Origin of the sequence: Agrobacterium bohemicum, from assembly GCF_002896715.1 — a bacterium.
Classification (GTDB): Bacteria; Pseudomonadota; Alphaproteobacteria; order Rhizobiales; family Rhizobiaceae; genus Agrobacterium; species Agrobacterium bohemicum.
In genome coordinates this window covers 293,711-308,986 of the sequence record NZ_PGEL01000024.1, presented here as the reverse complement: position 1 = coordinate 308,986, position 15,276 = coordinate 293,711, and the positions used below count along the sequence as shown (strand labels likewise).

The 15,276-nt window shown below is 52.6% G+C and carries 17 protein-coding genes; 8 read left to right on the top strand and 9 right to left on the bottom strand.

The features are described from left to right. Window positions 1-78: 78 nt before the first annotated feature. The 4 genes from CUC55_RS11890 to CUC55_RS11875 all read right to left on the bottom strand — a co-directional run bounded on the left by CUC55_RS11890 (window position 79) and on the right by CUC55_RS11875 (window position 2,838). A complete protein-coding gene (locus tag CUC55_RS11890) occupies window positions 79-444 on the bottom strand; it encodes a helix-turn-helix domain-containing protein (RefSeq protein ID WP_103087958.1) in 366 nt (121 codons plus the stop codon). Then, window positions 441-1,028, bottom strand: coding sequence for a Smr/MutS family protein (locus tag CUC55_RS11885; protein ID WP_103087957.1), 588 nt, complete (start codon window positions 1,026-1,028; stop codon window positions 441-443). Before CUC55_RS11885 ends, CUC55_RS11890 begins: the two co-directional genes overlap by 4 nt. Continuing rightward, complete coding sequence (mltA, locus tag CUC55_RS11880) at window positions 1,028-2,146, bottom strand: murein transglycosylase A (RefSeq protein WP_103087956.1); 1,119 nt, start codon at window positions 2,144-2,146, stop codon at window positions 1,028-1,030. The genes CUC55_RS11885 and mltA overlap by 1 nt, the downstream gene beginning before the upstream one ends. Beyond that, window positions 2,143-2,838 carry a Tim44/TimA family putative adaptor protein gene (locus CUC55_RS11875; protein WP_157940949.1) on the bottom strand — a complete coding sequence of 232 codons (696 nt, stop codon included), beginning with the start codon at window positions 2,836-2,838 and terminating at the stop codon, window positions 2,143-2,145. The genes mltA and CUC55_RS11875 overlap by 4 nt, the downstream gene beginning before the upstream one ends. A gap of 194 nt (window positions 2,839-3,032) precedes the next feature. Between CUC55_RS11875 and CUC55_RS11870 the strand changes: the two genes are divergently transcribed. Next, window positions 3,033-3,545, top strand: a complete 513-nt coding sequence (locus CUC55_RS11870) for an FxsA family protein (protein WP_103087955.1) — start codon at window positions 3,033-3,035, stop codon at window positions 3,543-3,545. An 83-nt stretch (window positions 3,546-3,628) separates the two neighbouring features. Continuing rightward, window positions 3,629-4,111, top strand: a complete 483-nt coding sequence (secB, locus tag CUC55_RS11865) for a protein-export chaperone SecB (protein WP_103087954.1) — start codon at window positions 3,629-3,631, stop codon at window positions 4,109-4,111. 140 nt (window positions 4,112-4,251) lie between these two features. Here the strand turns inward: secB and dnaQ are convergent, their stop codons facing one another. From dnaQ to CUC55_RS11840, 5 genes are all read right to left on the bottom strand, one after another. Then, window positions 4,252-4,950: a DNA polymerase III subunit epsilon gene (dnaQ, locus tag CUC55_RS11860; protein ID WP_067646099.1), complete on the bottom strand. Its 699-nt coding sequence runs from the start codon at window positions 4,948-4,950 to the stop codon at window positions 4,252-4,254. A gap of 2 nt (window positions 4,951-4,952) precedes the next feature. After that, window positions 4,953-5,552 (bottom strand): dephospho-CoA kinase, encoded by a 600-nt coding sequence (gene coaE / locus CUC55_RS11855; RefSeq protein WP_103087953.1) that lies wholly within the window; start codon window positions 5,550-5,552, stop codon window positions 4,953-4,955. After that, window positions 5,549-6,406, bottom strand: a complete 858-nt coding sequence (locus CUC55_RS11850; RefSeq protein WP_103087952.1) for a shikimate dehydrogenase — start codon at window positions 6,404-6,406, stop codon at window positions 5,549-5,551. Before CUC55_RS11850 ends, coaE begins: the two co-directional genes overlap by 4 nt. Then, on the bottom strand, window positions 6,399-6,998 hold the full coding sequence (locus tag CUC55_RS11845) for a Maf-like protein (RefSeq protein WP_067646093.1): 600 nt from the start codon (window positions 6,996-6,998) through the stop codon (window positions 6,399-6,401). The genes CUC55_RS11850 and CUC55_RS11845 overlap by 8 nt, the downstream gene beginning before the upstream one ends. A 33-nt stretch (window positions 6,999-7,031) precedes the next feature. Beyond that, window positions 7,032-7,853 carry a pyruvate, water dikinase regulatory protein gene (locus tag CUC55_RS11840; protein WP_103087951.1) on the bottom strand — a complete coding sequence of 274 codons (822 nt, stop codon included), beginning with the start codon at window positions 7,851-7,853 and terminating at the stop codon, window positions 7,032-7,034. Window positions 7,854-8,258: 405 nt separating this feature from the next. Here CUC55_RS11840 and hemE point away from each other — a divergent pair, with 405 nt between their 5' ends. The 6 genes from hemE to rsmG all read left to right on the top strand — a co-directional run bounded on the left by hemE (window position 8,259) and on the right by rsmG (window position 15,275). Then, a complete protein-coding gene (gene hemE, locus CUC55_RS11835) occupies window positions 8,259-9,293 on the top strand; it encodes a uroporphyrinogen decarboxylase (protein WP_103087950.1) in 1,035 nt (344 codons plus the stop codon). A gap of 59 nt (window positions 9,294-9,352) precedes the next feature. After that, window positions 9,353-9,850: a protoporphyrinogen oxidase HemJ gene (gene hemJ / locus CUC55_RS11830; RefSeq protein WP_103088011.1), complete on the top strand. Its 498-nt coding sequence runs from the start codon at window positions 9,353-9,355 to the stop codon at window positions 9,848-9,850. A 187-nt stretch (window positions 9,851-10,037) separates the two neighbouring features. Next, window positions 10,038-11,303 carry a transcription termination factor Rho gene (gene rho / locus CUC55_RS11825; protein WP_103087949.1) on the top strand — a complete coding sequence of 422 codons (1,266 nt, stop codon included), beginning with the start codon at window positions 10,038-10,040 and terminating at the stop codon, window positions 11,301-11,303. An 84-nt stretch (window positions 11,304-11,387) separates the two neighbouring features. Then, window positions 11,388-12,713, top strand: a complete 1,326-nt coding sequence (mnmE, locus tag CUC55_RS11820) for a tRNA uridine-5-carboxymethylaminomethyl(34) synthesis GTPase MnmE (RefSeq protein WP_103087948.1) — start codon at window positions 11,388-11,390, stop codon at window positions 12,711-12,713. Between the two features lie 55 nt (window positions 12,714-12,768). Beyond that, a complete protein-coding gene (mnmG, locus tag CUC55_RS11815; RefSeq protein ID WP_103087947.1) occupies window positions 12,769-14,646 on the top strand; it encodes a tRNA uridine-5-carboxymethylaminomethyl(34) synthesis enzyme MnmG in 1,878 nt (625 codons plus the stop codon). An 11-nt stretch (window positions 14,647-14,657) separates the two neighbouring features. Beyond that, complete coding sequence (gene rsmG / locus CUC55_RS11810; protein WP_103087946.1) at window positions 14,658-15,275, top strand: 16S rRNA (guanine(527)-N(7))-methyltransferase RsmG; 618 nt, start codon at window positions 14,658-14,660, stop codon at window positions 15,273-15,275. Window position 15,276: the final 1 nt, after the last annotated feature.

Sequence of the window (15,276 nt, the reverse complement as noted above, 5' to 3'; positions counted from 1 at the left end):
TGACTATAGAAATTCCGCCTCGATATCCAAAGTCCACAACCGCCAAAACCCGGCACAAAACAGGGGATAGCGCGGGTTTCAATCGCAAGAACGGCTTTTTTGCAGCACCTCTGCCAATTCATCTATCACAGTTGGCGACAGCTTGCGAATATTCCGCGCCAATCCATTGGCCAGAGCGGTATATTCCTTCGGCAAACCGGCGGTATCGATCACAACACGTGGGTCTGACGCACCCGCCAACGAGAACAATTCTTCAGCCTCATCCCAGATAATGTTGAAATATCCGGCAATACGCTGGAGCAAATCGAAACTCGGTTTGCCTCGCTTGCCGTGTTCCAGCGCCGAGAGATAGGCAGGCGAAACACCAATCGCCAGCGCCATCTGTTTTTGCGTCACACCCTTTTTTNCCCGCAGCACGCGCACGGCATCGGCAAANGGAGTCATGACGTATCGCCTCGCCGTCTGGCAAGACGCACATAAAGCGCGCCGTCGCCGCCATGGTTCATCGATGCGTCCTCATAGGACGAAATGAGGTAGCGGTATTCCGGCTTGGAAANCCACATGGGCACCGCTCGCTTCAACGCGCCATCACTGCCCATGGACCGACCCTTGCCGGTAATGACGAGAACGTGGCGCAGCCCGCGCTCATGCGCACGGATCAGAAAATCGAGCAGCACGGCGTGAGCTTCGCTTTGGAACATGCCATGGAGATCGATCCGCGCCTCCAGCGGCAGACGCCCGCGGGTCAATTTGCGCTTGACCGGCTTCTCCAGCGGTGTGTGAATTCGCTTCCTGTCCGTCTCGGCGAGGGTCGCCTGGGGTACCGTTTCGATGATCATTNGCGGGAATGGTGGAATGGGTTTGCCGGATTTCGTTTCAGGCTGCTTCGGCACGACAATCTCGACTTCGGCTTCCAGCGCTTCAAAGGCAAGCAGGTCTTCGACGCGCCCGGAAATCAACCGCGTCGTCTTTGCTACCTTGCCCCATAAAATGCGCTCGTCCTTGCCAAGCTTGCGGCCGCCCTTCATCACCGATACCTTTCCGCTGCTCCACGCGGTATCAATATATAAAAATCTGCTTCGTTGCGCACCGTGCCAGCCAGTTCTCCAGCCTCATATCCAGAGCCTGTAAAAATATCGCCTCGCGCCGGTCCTACGATCGCCGAGCCGGTGTCCAGCGCCAGCATCAGCCTGCCGAACGGTTGGCCTGTATCGAGATGCGTCAGGCTCGGTGCATTGATATAAAACGGAAATCCGAATGTATGGATCAGGCGATCGACCGCCAGGGACCGACCGGCGACCAGAGGCACCTTTGCGGCAGCGATAGGGCCGAGCTCTAAGCCTTCCACATCTGCCTCGCGGAAAAAGATGTAGGAGCGATTGTGCCAAAGCACCTCGTCCACCTGCTCAGGGTGATCGTTGAGCCATGCGCGAATTGTCTGCATCGAGATAGTGGCAGCGTCGAGTTCGCCGCGGTCCAGCAACAAGCGTCCTATCGCAGAAAACTGGTGGCCGGCTTTTGCAGCATAGGTAATGCGTTTGATGGTTCCATCGGCAAAACGAAGCCTCGCAGCACCCTGTACATGAACAAAGAAAAGATCGACCTTTGACTTCGCCCAGGCGATTTCCAGACCTCGGCCTTGCAGATAGCCCCGATCAATCTCGCCTCTATCAGGGTAAGTGCTGATCGCTCCCTCACGGTTTAAACCAAAGGCATAATGGGCATCGATGGCAGCAGGCCTGTTGCTCTCATCCAGATCGATCAGATCTGCGGGACGGCGATAGATTGGATATTTCCAGACCGTATCCGGTGTCGCGGACACTTCCAATCCCGGTTCATAAAAGGCGGTTACGAAGCCTTTTTNACCGGACGTGAGCGATACTTTGAATGGCAGACACTGTTCTTCAAAAANCTGGCGGGCAATCTCTGCACCCGCCAGTTCAACCTTGTCGGCTTTTTCAAGAAGCGGCACAAGATCGTCCGCTGTCAGGCCAATCGCGCCTGTGCGATAGGGCTTGCCACCCCGCAAATGTGTGAGGACGGATCGAAGCGCCGGGAAGAGCGGTGACGGGTCATCCGCCTGCCAACCGGGCAGTTCATCGAACGACACATGTTTGATGTCGAAATCCTGCCCAGTCGTCGTCATTGTTCAGATTCGGTCGCGATCAGCTTCCAGTTCGGGTCACGCGAGCGAATATCACGCGAGAAGGTCCAGATGTCATCAACCTCGGAAACACTTTCCGCATCGCCATCGATGACCTTGCCATCCTTGTCATAGGTTGCCGAAATCAGTTGGCTGATGATCCGCAGGGTAATCTGCTCTTCGGAATCACGGATGCTGGCGTGGGTGATATCGATCTTTNCTGTACCGACGAATGTCGATTTGACAATTTCGCCGCGGCTTTCCCGTTCAGAGATTGCCGCATCGAATCCTTCATAGACCTCCTTGGACAGAAGATTTTTGAGAGACTTGCGGTCTCCATCGGCGAAAGCCATCACGATCATCTCGTATGCCATGCGCGCGCCGTTCAGGAACTCCTTGGGGCGGAAAGACGGATCGGTCTTCGTCAATTCACGCAACGAATCATTGAGCGCAGAACCTACCGGTGCAATCGCGTCGATTTCTGCAAANGGGTTTTCCTCTTCACCATSGCCACGACGAGGCAAGGTCACGACCTTGTTATCCTCAATGGGAGATTTGGCAGCATCGCGTGGGCTATAAGGGTCGATCGGAGGCTTTTCACTACCGGTACGACGGCCAAGAACGCTGCGAAGCTGAAGAAAGATCAGCACTGCAGCCACAAGGAAAAACAATGTTATAAAGTCGCTTGAGCCCATCTTTTACCGAAACCGCCATTTAAATCTAATTTTCTACACATCATATAGTCTGCATCTGCTCATCATTCAAACCTGCAGATTCAATCGGCTCTATCAAAGGTTCGGCACAGTGATGATCTCGTCCCGATCCAGCATCGAATTTTCCGGAAGAAAGCTTTCGGCTCGGTGTTCCAGTAACACGCAAGGCTAACGATATGCGTTTCTCGTTCTTACCCATCGTCGTACTTCTGATGCCGATCCTCGAAATTGCCGGTTTTATCGTCGTTGGCAAGGCACTGGGGTTGTGGCTGACGCTGGCGCTTATTCTATTTACCTCGTTCCTTGGTCTCGTCATTCTCAGAGCTGGCGGTCTCGGCATGGTGCGCAATCTGCAAANTGCCAGTCGCACCGGCGATGAACCCGCTCAGGCGATGATCAACGGCGGCATGCGCGTTATCGCCGGTATTCTTTTGTTCGTGCCTGGCTTCATTACCGATATCATTGGACTGCTTCTGCTAGTGCCAGCCTTCAGGACGTTGATCTGGAAGGCGATCGGTCCTCGCATCGTCGTTGCGGGGTCCTTCAAAACGCAAGGGTTTCGCAGAGATCAGCAGAATTCCGGCTCTGCCAAGGTGGTGGATCTGGATGACGAGGATTTCCATCGCGATGGNCCGAACAACTCTCCCTGGTCGCAAAACAGGGATGATCGCAACTTGCCCAAACCTTGACGCGACCCGTATATCAAAGGGTTGTAAGCCTATTGTCTAANTGATAGACGGCTTTCCAAGAATTCAATCCGCGAGGACATAGTATGACCACTGAAAACGGTGCGCAGGACGGTGCAAACCCTTCCCTCAATATTCTGACCCAATACACCAAGGATTTGTCCTTTGAAAATCCTGGTGCTCCCCGTTCGCTTCAGGCCAGAGATGGCGCGCCTGCGATCAACATCAACGTCAACGTCAATGCAAACCCGATTTCGGGTTCCGACTTCGACGTCGTCCTGACGCTGAACGCTGAAGCCAAGGATGGCGACAAGATTTTGTTCGTAGCTGAACTGGTCTATGGCGGCGTTTTTCGTATTACCGGTTTNCCGCAGGAACATATGCTGCCTGTGCTTTTCATCGAGTGCCCTCGCCTGCTGTTCCCCTTCGCACGCCAGATCATTGCAGACGTCACACGCAATGGCGGTTTCCCGCCACTGATGATCGATCCTATCGATTTCTCTCAGATGTTTGCCCAGCGTGTTGCTGAAGAACAGGCCCGTGCACAGGTCCAGGCCGTTCCAAACTGATAGCTGATAGCTGACAGATGATTGAGACAGAGAACCCGGGTCAAAAGCCCGGGTTATTTTTGAGCGGCGATGGCATCTTAACGACCTGCTCAGGCTTAGAACAGAGTGATCATGGCTCACCGACTATCCGTAGAGGATGTTCAGTGCTGGTATTTATTCCAGATCGCCTTGTCGCCCATCGTCATAACAAGCTTTCCATGCGCCGCAGCCGTTTCCGGATCCAGCCTGATCGGGAGTGGTTTGCTACGATGCAGAGGTTCAAAGGGAACGTCATCAACGACATCCACGTTTTGTGTTTTTGCCGCAGCTCCAAACCCGAGAGCCGTCTGCCGACCACCGATCATCTCGATATAGACTTCGGCAAGAAGTTCAGAGTCGAGCAAGGCTCCATGTCGAGTTCGGTGCGAATTGTCGATGCCATATCTGCGGCAGAGGGCGTCCAACGAGTTCGGACCCATCGGGTGTTTGCGACGCGCCATGGACAGCGTATCAGTCACCAATTCCGGCGAAACGGGCTCTATACCAAGACGGGCAAACTCGGCGTTGATAAAGCCCATATCGAAAGTCGCATTATGCGCTACCCAGCGCGCGCCCTCGAAGAAGTCGCGAATCTCCTGAACCACGTCCTCGAATTTCGGCTTGTCCTGCAAAAACTCGTCCGTGATGCCATGAACCGCCAGCGCATCCGGGTGAACTTTTCGATCCGCCGGATTGATATAGAGATGGATCGTCTTGCCGGTCGGGAAATGATTGAAGAGTTCGATGCCACCGATTTCAATGATCCGGTCGGCCTTCGATTCCAGCCCCGTGGTTTCCGTATCGAATATGATTTCGCGCATCGTCACACCTTTCCGTCTCGTCTAGTCCGCAAGACGACAAGCACCGCCAGCACCTGGGCGCGGGCATCGTCTATTCCCCGCCCGGTATCGATGATGAAATCGGCACGTTTNCTTTTTNCCTCATCGGGCACCTGCCGCGCAAGGACCATTTGTAATTTTTCTTCGTTCATTCCCGGGCGCGCCAATACACGCTGTCGCTGAATATCAGTCGCACAGGTAACGACTACGACCACATCAACGCGGGTTTCAGCACCGGTCTCAAAAAGAAGAGGAATATCGAGCAGCGAAAATTCGGTACCAAGGGTACGTTCCTGCTCCAGAAACTCCTGTTGCTTACCCCGCACTAGCGGATGCACGATCTGCTCCAACCGGATAAAATTAGCCGGATTCCGCCTCAATGCTTCGCCAAGCTTTTCACGGTCGACTTTGCCTTCATTCGTAGTGCCGGAAAAAGCCTCCTCAATCAATGAGACCGCTTCCCCCTCGTAAAGCTGGTGTACAACAGCGTCCGAATCGAACACAGCAACACCCTCATGGGCAAATAGCCCCGCTGTTGTCGATTTCCCCATTCCTATCGATCCGGTAAGTCCGATGACGATCATCCACGTTTATCCATATCAGCGATGATCAAAGATCTCAGCGTGTCATCGACCGTTGGTTTTTGACCAAACCATTTTNCAAAACCGGGTCTGGCTTGATGAAGAAGCATGCCGAGGCCATCTACTGTGGTGTATCCCTGACGCTCTGCCATCTTCAAAATGGGCGTCTTCAGCGGAACATAGACGATATCAGTGACGACAGCACCGCTGCACAGCCTTGAAAAATCAATATCCGGCACCTCACCACCCTCCATTCCAAGAGATGTCGTATTGACGAAAAAACCCGCACCCGTGGACACTTCGTCCAGTGCCTGCAATGCATGAGCATAAACCTGCGCGCCAAATCGATCGCGCAATTCTTTCGCGCGCTCAACAGTGCGGTTTACAACATGGATTTCAGAGATGCCGCGATCTCTTAGCGCCTGAATAACCGCCCTGCTTGCGCCCCCAGCACCCAATACCACCGCCCGGCTTGTCTTGTCCCATCCAGGATGAGACGCATCTAGATTGGATATGAAACCAAAGCCATCCGTATTAGAAGCGTGTAACACACCATTCTCGAGCCAGACGGTGTTGACCGCTCCCAATTCCTGCGCAATCTCATCTGGTCGATCTGCCAATCGATAGGCGGATTCCTTATGAGGAATCGTGACGTTTCCACCGACAAAACCATTACCGGATTTCAGCTCTGCAATGAATGCACCAAAGTCGTCGGGGGCAACTTCCAGCGCTTGATAGGACCCGACAATTCCAAATCTTTCCAACCAATGTCTGTGAATCAACGGCGAACGGGAATGCTTTATCGGGTAGCCGGTAACAAACGCTGTTTTGGTTAATGTTTCACGTGAATCAGCCATCGATCAGACCCAACTCGCGAAGTTCTGTTAAGAGGGGCAGAAGCGGCAAACCAAGAATGGTGAAATAATCTCCATTAATCGCTGTAAAAAGCTGTATTCCCTCTCCCTCCAACTGATACGCGCCCACGCTCGAAAGCACGTTCGGCCCGACCCGTTCCAGATGACGGTGGACGAAAGCAGCATCCAGATGTCTCACTGTCATGTCGGCAATCGTGACGACGTCCCAGATAATCTCACCGTTTCTGGCCAATGCAGCGCCGCAGTTAAGACGGTGCGTCTTACCTGATAAACACATCAGGTTGGCATGCGCTTCAGCCATATCTTTCGACTTGTGATAAATTCTGTCACCAAGTGACATGGTCTGGTCACACCCAAGGACAATTGCCTCCGGGTTCAAAGCGCTGACGGCCAAAGCCTTTGCTTTGGCGAGCTCAACTGCAATCCTGTCTGGGGTCGCACCCTGTTTCTCAAGCTCCGCGTCGATAGCGCGCTCATCAATGTCGGCAGGCTGCGCAGAGAAGGCCAAGCCAGCATTGCGCATTAGCATCTGGCGGGAAGCACTGGAGGAAGCGAGAATAAGGTCTGGTTTCATCAACCATGGTCTCCGAACGGTTTAGAAAATGGATTAACGTGTCCGTTGACGAAGGGCAAGAATGGCAGCGGCCGTCTCTTCAATCGAGCGCCGTGTGACATCAATGAGAGACCAGTTGTTGCGAGCGCAAAGAACGCGAGCATATTTCAGTTCCTCCATGATAGTCGCCCGGTCAATATATTGACCACGGTCGAAACCGCCTGTCGTCCCCAACTCGCGATGTTCACGGACCTGGGAAATACGATCGGAGGTCGCGACCAGGCCGACGATCAAAGGTCTGGTTGCCTCATATAGGCTCGGTGGCAACGGAACGCCCGGTACTACGGGAATGTTCGCAGTCTTGATGCCACGATTGGCGAGATAAATGCTTGTCGGCGTCTTTGACGTCCGACTGATGCCGATCAGAACGACATCCGCCTCGTCGTAACTTTCCGGCATCTGCCCGTCATCGTGGTCCATAGCGAAATCAAGCGCCTCGATACGCGCAAAATAATCTGCATTTAGGGCATGCTGCGCACCAACCCGTCGTCTGGATGCTGTCCCAAGATACGTCTGGAAANTGCCGATGACAGGTTCCAGAACATTGACGCAGGGAACGCCGATAGCGTGGCATTGTAGGTTCAGGAATTCCGCCAGCTTTTCATCAACAATCGTGTAGAGCACGATCCCGGGTTCCTTATCGATGCTATCGAGGACCTGCTGAAGCTGTTTCTGGTTTCTGATCATTGGATATACGTGTTCCAGCGGCATGGCCGTTTGAAACTGCGCTGACACCGCCCTGCCTGCCGACATCAGAGTCTCACCCGTGGAGTCAGAAATCAGGTGAAGATGGAAGAAGCTTTTTTGGTTCTCCACGCTGTTTTCGTCTCCCTGTTGATAAGGGTGGACAAGATGAGGCTTTGCAGCGGGTGGTGGTCCGCTGGGCGCAAAACCTGCGTTTTATCCACAATCGGCTTTTTGTGTAGCAAGCAAAGACCCGCTTGTGAATTGTGAGGACAATAAGAGGCTATTAAAAATCTTTCAGCTGTTATCCACAATTCAGAATGGCTGAATCTCAACCTTAAATATCTGTTTTTATGATGGATTTTGACTTATCCAAGAAACGATCCAATCTTTGGTGGACTCTTATCCTCACAGCCACGACGTTTTCCAGCATGCGGCATATAAGCCGGACAGGATTTAATCCTTGCTACTCACAGACTCTAAGAAATAGAAAATCTTAAGAATCTCTTTTATTTTATTTTTAGAAANGATGAGCCGATGTCTGAGCGTAGCGTTTNGAAGGTTTTGAATGGAGAGGCACTTAGCCCTCCCCCTATCTGGCTTATGAGGCAAGCGGGTCGTTATCTTCCGGAATATCGAGAAACGCGTAAAGTCGCAGGAAGTTTCCTGGACCTGTGCTACAATCCAGAGCTTGCCACTGAGGTGACGCTCCAGCCGATCCGCCGGTTTGATCTGGACGCAGCTATTCTGTTTTCCGATATTCTGGTGATACCTGACGCCCTGAAACGCAATGTGACCTTCACCGAGGGTAAGGGTCCGGCCATGGATCCAATTGACCCTGCCGGTATTTNGGATCTGAAGGCGGATAACATCCTACCGCATCTCCAACCGGTGTTTGAAACGGTTACGAAGCTTCGCCATGACTTACCATCAAAAACCACTCTTCTTGGTTTTTGTGGTGCGCCTTGGACGGTCGCCACCTACATGATTGCCGGTCACGGCACGCCTGATCAGGCACCTGCACGCCTTTTCGGTTACCAGCATCCGGAGGCCATGGAAAAGCTTTTGGCGTTTCTGGCTGAGGTCTCCGCTGATTACCTCGTAGCGCAGCTTGATGCCGGTGCCGATGCCGTGCAAATCTTCGATTCCTGGGCAGGCGTGCTCGGTGAAAAAGAATTCGAGGATTACGCTGTAAAGCCTGTCGCAAGGATCATTCAATCCGTGCGGGCTCGTAAACCGGACGCTAAAATCATCGCTTTTGCTAAAGGTGCCGGTATTCTGCTGAAGGATTACCGCCAGAAAACGAAAGCCGATGCCATCGGTCTCGACTGGAGCGTGCCTCTCTCTTTCGCTCGTGATCTGCAGAAGGACGGTCCGGTGCAGGGCAATCTCGACCCGATGCTGATGGTTGCCGGCGGCAAAGCGCTTGAAGACGGTATCGATGCTATCCTTGACTGTCTCGGGNCAGGACCACTGATCTTCAATCTCGGCCACGGCATCACCCCACAAGCAGACCCTGAGAACGTCGCACGGCTCGTCGCAAGGGTACGCTCCCACGGTGTGGTGAAATGAGCGAGAGCGAGCAAACGCACAATGAGCAGACATCCGCAAAGGCCGGTCGCAAGACACGGATGCGCGCCGGTATGGCACTCGTGGTCTTCGTCGCGCTGATCGCGGTCGTTCTGCATGTGGATCCGGCTGATGCTTATCTCTGGATCAAGGCGTTGCACATCATCGCGGTGATTTCCTGGATGGCGGGCCTGTTTTATCTGCCACGACTGTTCATCTACCACACGGATGCGGCGCCCGGATCAGAGACATCGGAGACCTTCAAAATCATGGAACAGCGGCTCTTGAAGGTCATAATGAACCCGGCGATGATGATTTCCTGGGTTCTGGGTCTCTACCTCGCCTGGTCTGTTTATGGATTTTCGGGCGGATGGCTGCATGCGAAANTCGGTCTTGTCGTTCTCATGACTGCGGCGCATGTCTACTTTAGCCGCAGCGTCAAGCGCTTTGCCCGGGATGAAAACAAACGTTCTGCCCGTCACTGGCGGTTGATGAACGAGGTTCCGACGGTTCTGATGATCGCCATAGTCATACTTGTGGTTGTGAAACCCTTCGCTTGAGAGGTGTTCACGATAATTTNCTCGGAATTGGTGCTTTCCTCTTGCGGCTTTACGGTTGAATCGCTATTTTCCCGTAACTCATCTCAATGGCATGTGAATTATTCAGCCGTCTGCGGGACACCCCNAGTACCTGATTCGCGATCAAGCCTTTCCCCACACACATATTTTAAAGACGGTCTTTCTCTTCATGGCTGAAATGAAGCTTCAGGAACTTAAGAGCAAATCCCCTACCGATTTGCTGACATTTGCGGAATCTCTGGAAGTCGAAAATGCGAGCACGATGCGCAAGCAGGAGCTCATGTTTGCAATCCTCAAGGTTCTGGCAAGTCAGGACATCGAGATCATCGGCGAAGGTGTCGTCGAAGTTCTCCAGGACGGATTTGGCTTCCTGCGTTCGGCCAACGCGAATTATCTGCCAGGTCCTGACGATATTTATATCTCGCCCTCGCAAATCCGCCGTTTCTCCTTGAAAACAGGCGATACCGTCGAAGGGCCGATTCGTGGACCGAAAGAAGGTGAGCGCTATTTCGCGCTGCTGAAGGTCAACACGATCAATTTCGATGATCCGGAAAAANTCCGCCACAAGGTCCATTTCGATAATCTGACGCCGCTTTATCCGAATGAGCGTTTCAAGCTTGAGCTGGAGGTTCCGACATCGAAGGATCTCTCCGCTCGTGTCATGGATCTCGTGGCACCGCTCGGTAAAGGTCAGCGTGGCCTTATCGTTGCGCCACCGCGCACAGGTAAGACCGTTCTGCTCCAGAACATTGCTCATTCCATTACCGCCAATCATCCAGAATGCTACCTGATCGTTCTTCTGATCGATGAGCGGCCGGAAGAAGTGACCGATATGCAGCGCTCGGTGAAGGGTGAGGTCGTTTCCTCGACCTTCGATGAACCCGCCGTTCGCCACGTTCAGGTCGCTGAAATGGTTATCGAAAAGGCTAAGCGCCTTGTCGAACACGGGCGTGACGTGGTTATTCTGCTCGACTCGATTACGCGCCTTGGCCGCGCTTACAACACCGTCGTCCCGTCTTCGGGTAAAGTCCTGACAGGTGGTGTGGATGCCAACGCCTTGCAGCGCCCCAAGCGCTTCTTTGGTGCGGCCCGTAACATCGAAGAAGGTGGCTCGCTGACGATCATCGCAACCGCCTTGATCGATACCGGCAGCCGTATGGACGAAGTTATCTTCGAAGAATTCAAGGGTACGGGCAACTCTGAAATCGTTCTGGACCGCAAGGTCGCCGATAAGCGCATCTTCCCATCGATGGATATTCTCAAATCCGGTACACGTAAGGAAGACCTGTTGGTGCCGCGCCAGGATCTCCAGAAAATCTTTGTCCTGCGCCGCATTCTGGCGCCAATGGGCACAACAGATGCTATCGAATTCCTTATCGACAAGCTTAAGCAGACGAAGACGAATGGTGATTTCTTCGATTCCATGAACACCTGATCTTCTTCTGAGATCATGCTAACCGACCATAAGGCCGCGTCCGTTATTCGGATGCGGCCAATTGTTTNAGCGAGATGACGCTTTATGTCTCATTCCAATGATACGATTTATGCTTTGTCGAGCGGTTCTCTTCCGGCGGGCGTTGCCGTTTTACGATTGAGCGGACCTAAGGCATTAACGGCTTTAGGTTTGATGACAGCGGGCGATCTGCCACCACCGCGCAAAGCAGCATTAAAAACGATTCGTAACCGAAACAATGAAGAGTTGGATCAAGCGCTGGTCCTTCAGTTTCCAGCGCCTCACTCGTTTACCGGCGAGGATTGCGTAGAAATCCATATTCACGGCAGCAGAGCTGTTGCAGAAGCTGTGTTTCGGGAACTCGATGCTATCTCGGAAATACGCCACGCCGACGCGGGTGAGTTTTCGAAACGCGCCTATGACAATGGCAAGATGGATTTGCTGGAAGTTGAAGGTCTCGCCGACCTGTTGAAGGCCGAGACTGAGATGCAGCGGCGTCTCGCAGTCGAGCAGACGAGTGGTCGTTTATCCGAACTCTATGACGGTTGGGCGCATCGCTTGACCCGATGTCGAGCTCTCATCGAAGCGGAACTGGATTTCTCTGATGAGGAAGACGTCCCAGATTCTGTCGCGGATAAGGTCTGGAATGATGTTTCCAGCCTTTATGGCGAGCTTGACACTCACCTTCAGGCGGGGTCATCGTCAGAAATCGTTCGTGATGGCTTCAAGGTCGCGTTGGTTGGTGCGCCCAATGTCGGCAAGTCCAGTCTCCTCAATGCGCTCAGTGGTCGAGATATCGCCATAGTGACCGATATTGCCGGTACTACCCGCGACGTTTTGAGTGTTGATCTCAATATCAACGGTTACCTTGTAACCGTCTTCGATACAGCCGGTTTGCGAGATACAATTGATGTTGTCGAGCTCGAAGGTGTTCGTCGCGCGAAACAAACCGCAGGCCAGGCTGATCTCGTTCTTTTGTTGTCTGACATCGATTCGGCACCGCAACAATTGGCCGAACTGTCTGAATTACCGTTTACCTTCATCAGGACCAAGGCCGATCTGGCTCAACCACCTGACGATATTGCAAANCATATTTCTGTCTCTGCCGAGACTGGCTGGGGACTAGACTGTTTGCATCAGCATATCGCTTCAGAGATTGAAAAGCGTGTCGGTTCATCCCTGACACTTGTGCCTGGCAGGGCAAGACATAAGAAACGCCTTGAAGAGACGTTAAACTATGTTAGTGATGCGCTGAAATCCGAGGGTATGGATCTAGCGATCCGCTCGGAATATCTGCGGTTGGCTGCAACCTCTCTCGGTCGCATCACCGGCCGCGTTGATGTCGAAGACTTACTCGGCGTCATATTTNCCGAGTTTNGTATCGGCAAATGATTCACGTGAAACACTCGCACTCTGATGAGATGCGTCAAAAGCAAAGAGATTTATAATGACATATGATGTCGTTGTAATTGGTGGCGGTCACGCTGGAAGCGAAGCAGCGGCTGCCGCTGCGCGTCATGGTTCGAAGACCGCTCTATTGACGCACAACAAAGATACCATTGGCGTAATGTCCTGTAACCCGGCAATCGGTGGTTTGGGTAAAGGTCACCTTGTACGGGAAATTGATGCGCTCGATGGCCTGATGGGTCGGGTCGCCGATGCGGGTGGCATCCAGTTCCGAATGCTCAATCGCAAAAAAGGGCCTGCGGTTCGGGGACCTCGGACCCAAGCTGATCGTCGTCTGTATCGAGAAGCAATGCAGAACGAAATTCGCATTATCAAAAATTTGACTGTCATCGAAGGCGATGCCTATGATATCGAGATAGTGCACGGTGCCATCACGGCAGTCATCATGTCCGACGGTCGCAGAATCCCTTGCGCAGCAGTCGTTTTGACGAGCGGAACTTTCTTACGCGGTCTCATTCATATCGGTTCCGAAAAGATACCGGCGGGCCGCGTTGGCGAGAAACCTTCCATTGGACTGTCCGACACCCTAACCCGGGCAGGCTTGAACATGGGCCGGCTGAAGACGGGTACGCCTGCCCGTCTTGACGGTAAGACGATCGACTGGAGCGCAGTTGAACGCCAGGGTGCTGATGCCGATCCAGTGCCATTTNCATTTATGACTGATCAAATCGTCAATCCGCAAATCGAATGTGGTGTGACGCGGACAACTCCGGTCGCTCATAAAATCATCCAAGAAANCATCCATTTATCGGCGATGTATTCGGGGCAAATTGAAGGTGTCGGTCCCCGATATTGCCCATCCATTGAGGACAAANTCGTTCGTTTCGGCGAGCGCGACGGACATCAGATATTTCTCGAGCCCGAAGGATTAGATGACGATACAATTTATCCAANTGGTATTTCGACATCCCTTCCCGCTAGCGTTCAAGAGATGTTCATTCATGCAATCCCAGGGCTAGAAGGTGTCAGGATCATCCAGCCCGGTTATGCCATTGAATATGACTATGTCGATCCCNGCGAACTCCGACCTTCGCTCGAGTGCCGTAAGATACCGGGGCTTTTTCTCGCTGGTCAGATCAATGGGACGACAGGCTATGAAGAAGCTGCGGCACAGGGTCTCGTCGCAGGTCTTAACGCGTCCCTTCTTGCAGGTGGGGGNCAGCCGGTGCACTTTAGCCGTACTGAATCTTACATTGGCGTCATGATCGATGATTTGACGTCCAAAGGTGTGACAGAACCGTATCGGATGTTTACGTCACGCGCCGAATATCGGCTGTCGCTTCGTGTAGACAATGCCGATCTGCGCTTAACACCTTTTGGAATAAACGCTGGTATCGTTGGCACAGCCAGAGGACAAAGATTCAATAATTTTGTCGAGGGACTTGAGCACAGTCGTTCTGTTTTAAAAGAAAGCTCAATCAGCCCGACCCAAGCGGCGAAGCATGGTTTGAAATTGAACCATGATGGGCAAAGGCGTTCCGCATACGAATTGCTCGCTTACCCCGATATCACCTTCGAAAGCCTCAAAACAGTGTGGCCCGAATTTCATGAGATCTCCAGTAAGGTCGGGGAAGTCCTTGAGATCGAGGCTAGTTACGCGGTTTATATGCAGCGTCAGAGTGCTGATATAGTTGACATCAAACGGGATGAGGATCGGACAATTCCGGAAGACTTTGACTTCTCCATTTNGTCGGGGCTGTCGAATGAACTGAAGCAAAAACTTCAAAAAGCGCGTCCTTCCAACATATCTCAGGCCGGACGTGTTGACGGAATGACCCCCGCGGCTATCTCACTCATTCTCGCTCTCGTCAAAAAGGGCACTTCCACGCAAAATCAAAAGTTGCGCTCACAGCTATAACGAGTCCTAATATGATGATAAACGGTCAAAGTGTTNCACGTGAANCACAAGAGCGTCTTGAGCATTTTGTCGATCTGTTCAAAAANTGGAATGCGACAACGAACCTGGTCGCGTCCTCCACGCTCGGCGAATTGTGGTCGCGGCACATTGCTGACAGCGCTCAGATTTTCCAACTCTCTCCCAAGCCCCAGATTTGGGTCGATTTAGGGAGCGGGGGCGGATTTCCCGGAATTATTACAGCAATTTTTATGGCTGAGTTCGGTGAAGGCTGGGTTCATCTTGTGGAGAGCAATAGGAAAAAGGCCGGGTTTCTTCGTGTGGCTTTGAATGAAACAGGCGCGCGGGGAAAAGTACATCCCGTTCGCATTGAAGCGGCATCGGCGGTTATAACCAATTGTGATGTCATATCTGCGAGAGCACTCGCCGACCTGGACTTATTGCTGGAGTATGTGGAGCCTTGGAACCGCAAAAACGAAAATTTGCGCTGCTATTTCAACAAAGGCCGGGATTATGAGGCAGAGGTGCAAAAAGCGCGTGGTCGTTGGGATTTCGATCTGTTAAANCATCAGAGCAGCGTCGAAGCGAGCTCCGTAGTTCTGGAGATTAGTCACCTTGCCTCGAGAAGCTGAT

Bases quoted from the DNA above. Each gene is read 5' to 3' on its own strand.
- dnaQ (WP_067646099.1), bottom strand. From the start codon at position 4,950: ATGCGCGAAATCATATTCGATACGGAAACCACGGGGCTGGAATCGAAG.
- CUC55_RS11845 (WP_067646093.1), bottom strand. From the start codon at position 6,998: ATGAAACCAGACCTTATTCTCGCTTCCTCCAGTGCTTCCCGCCAGATG.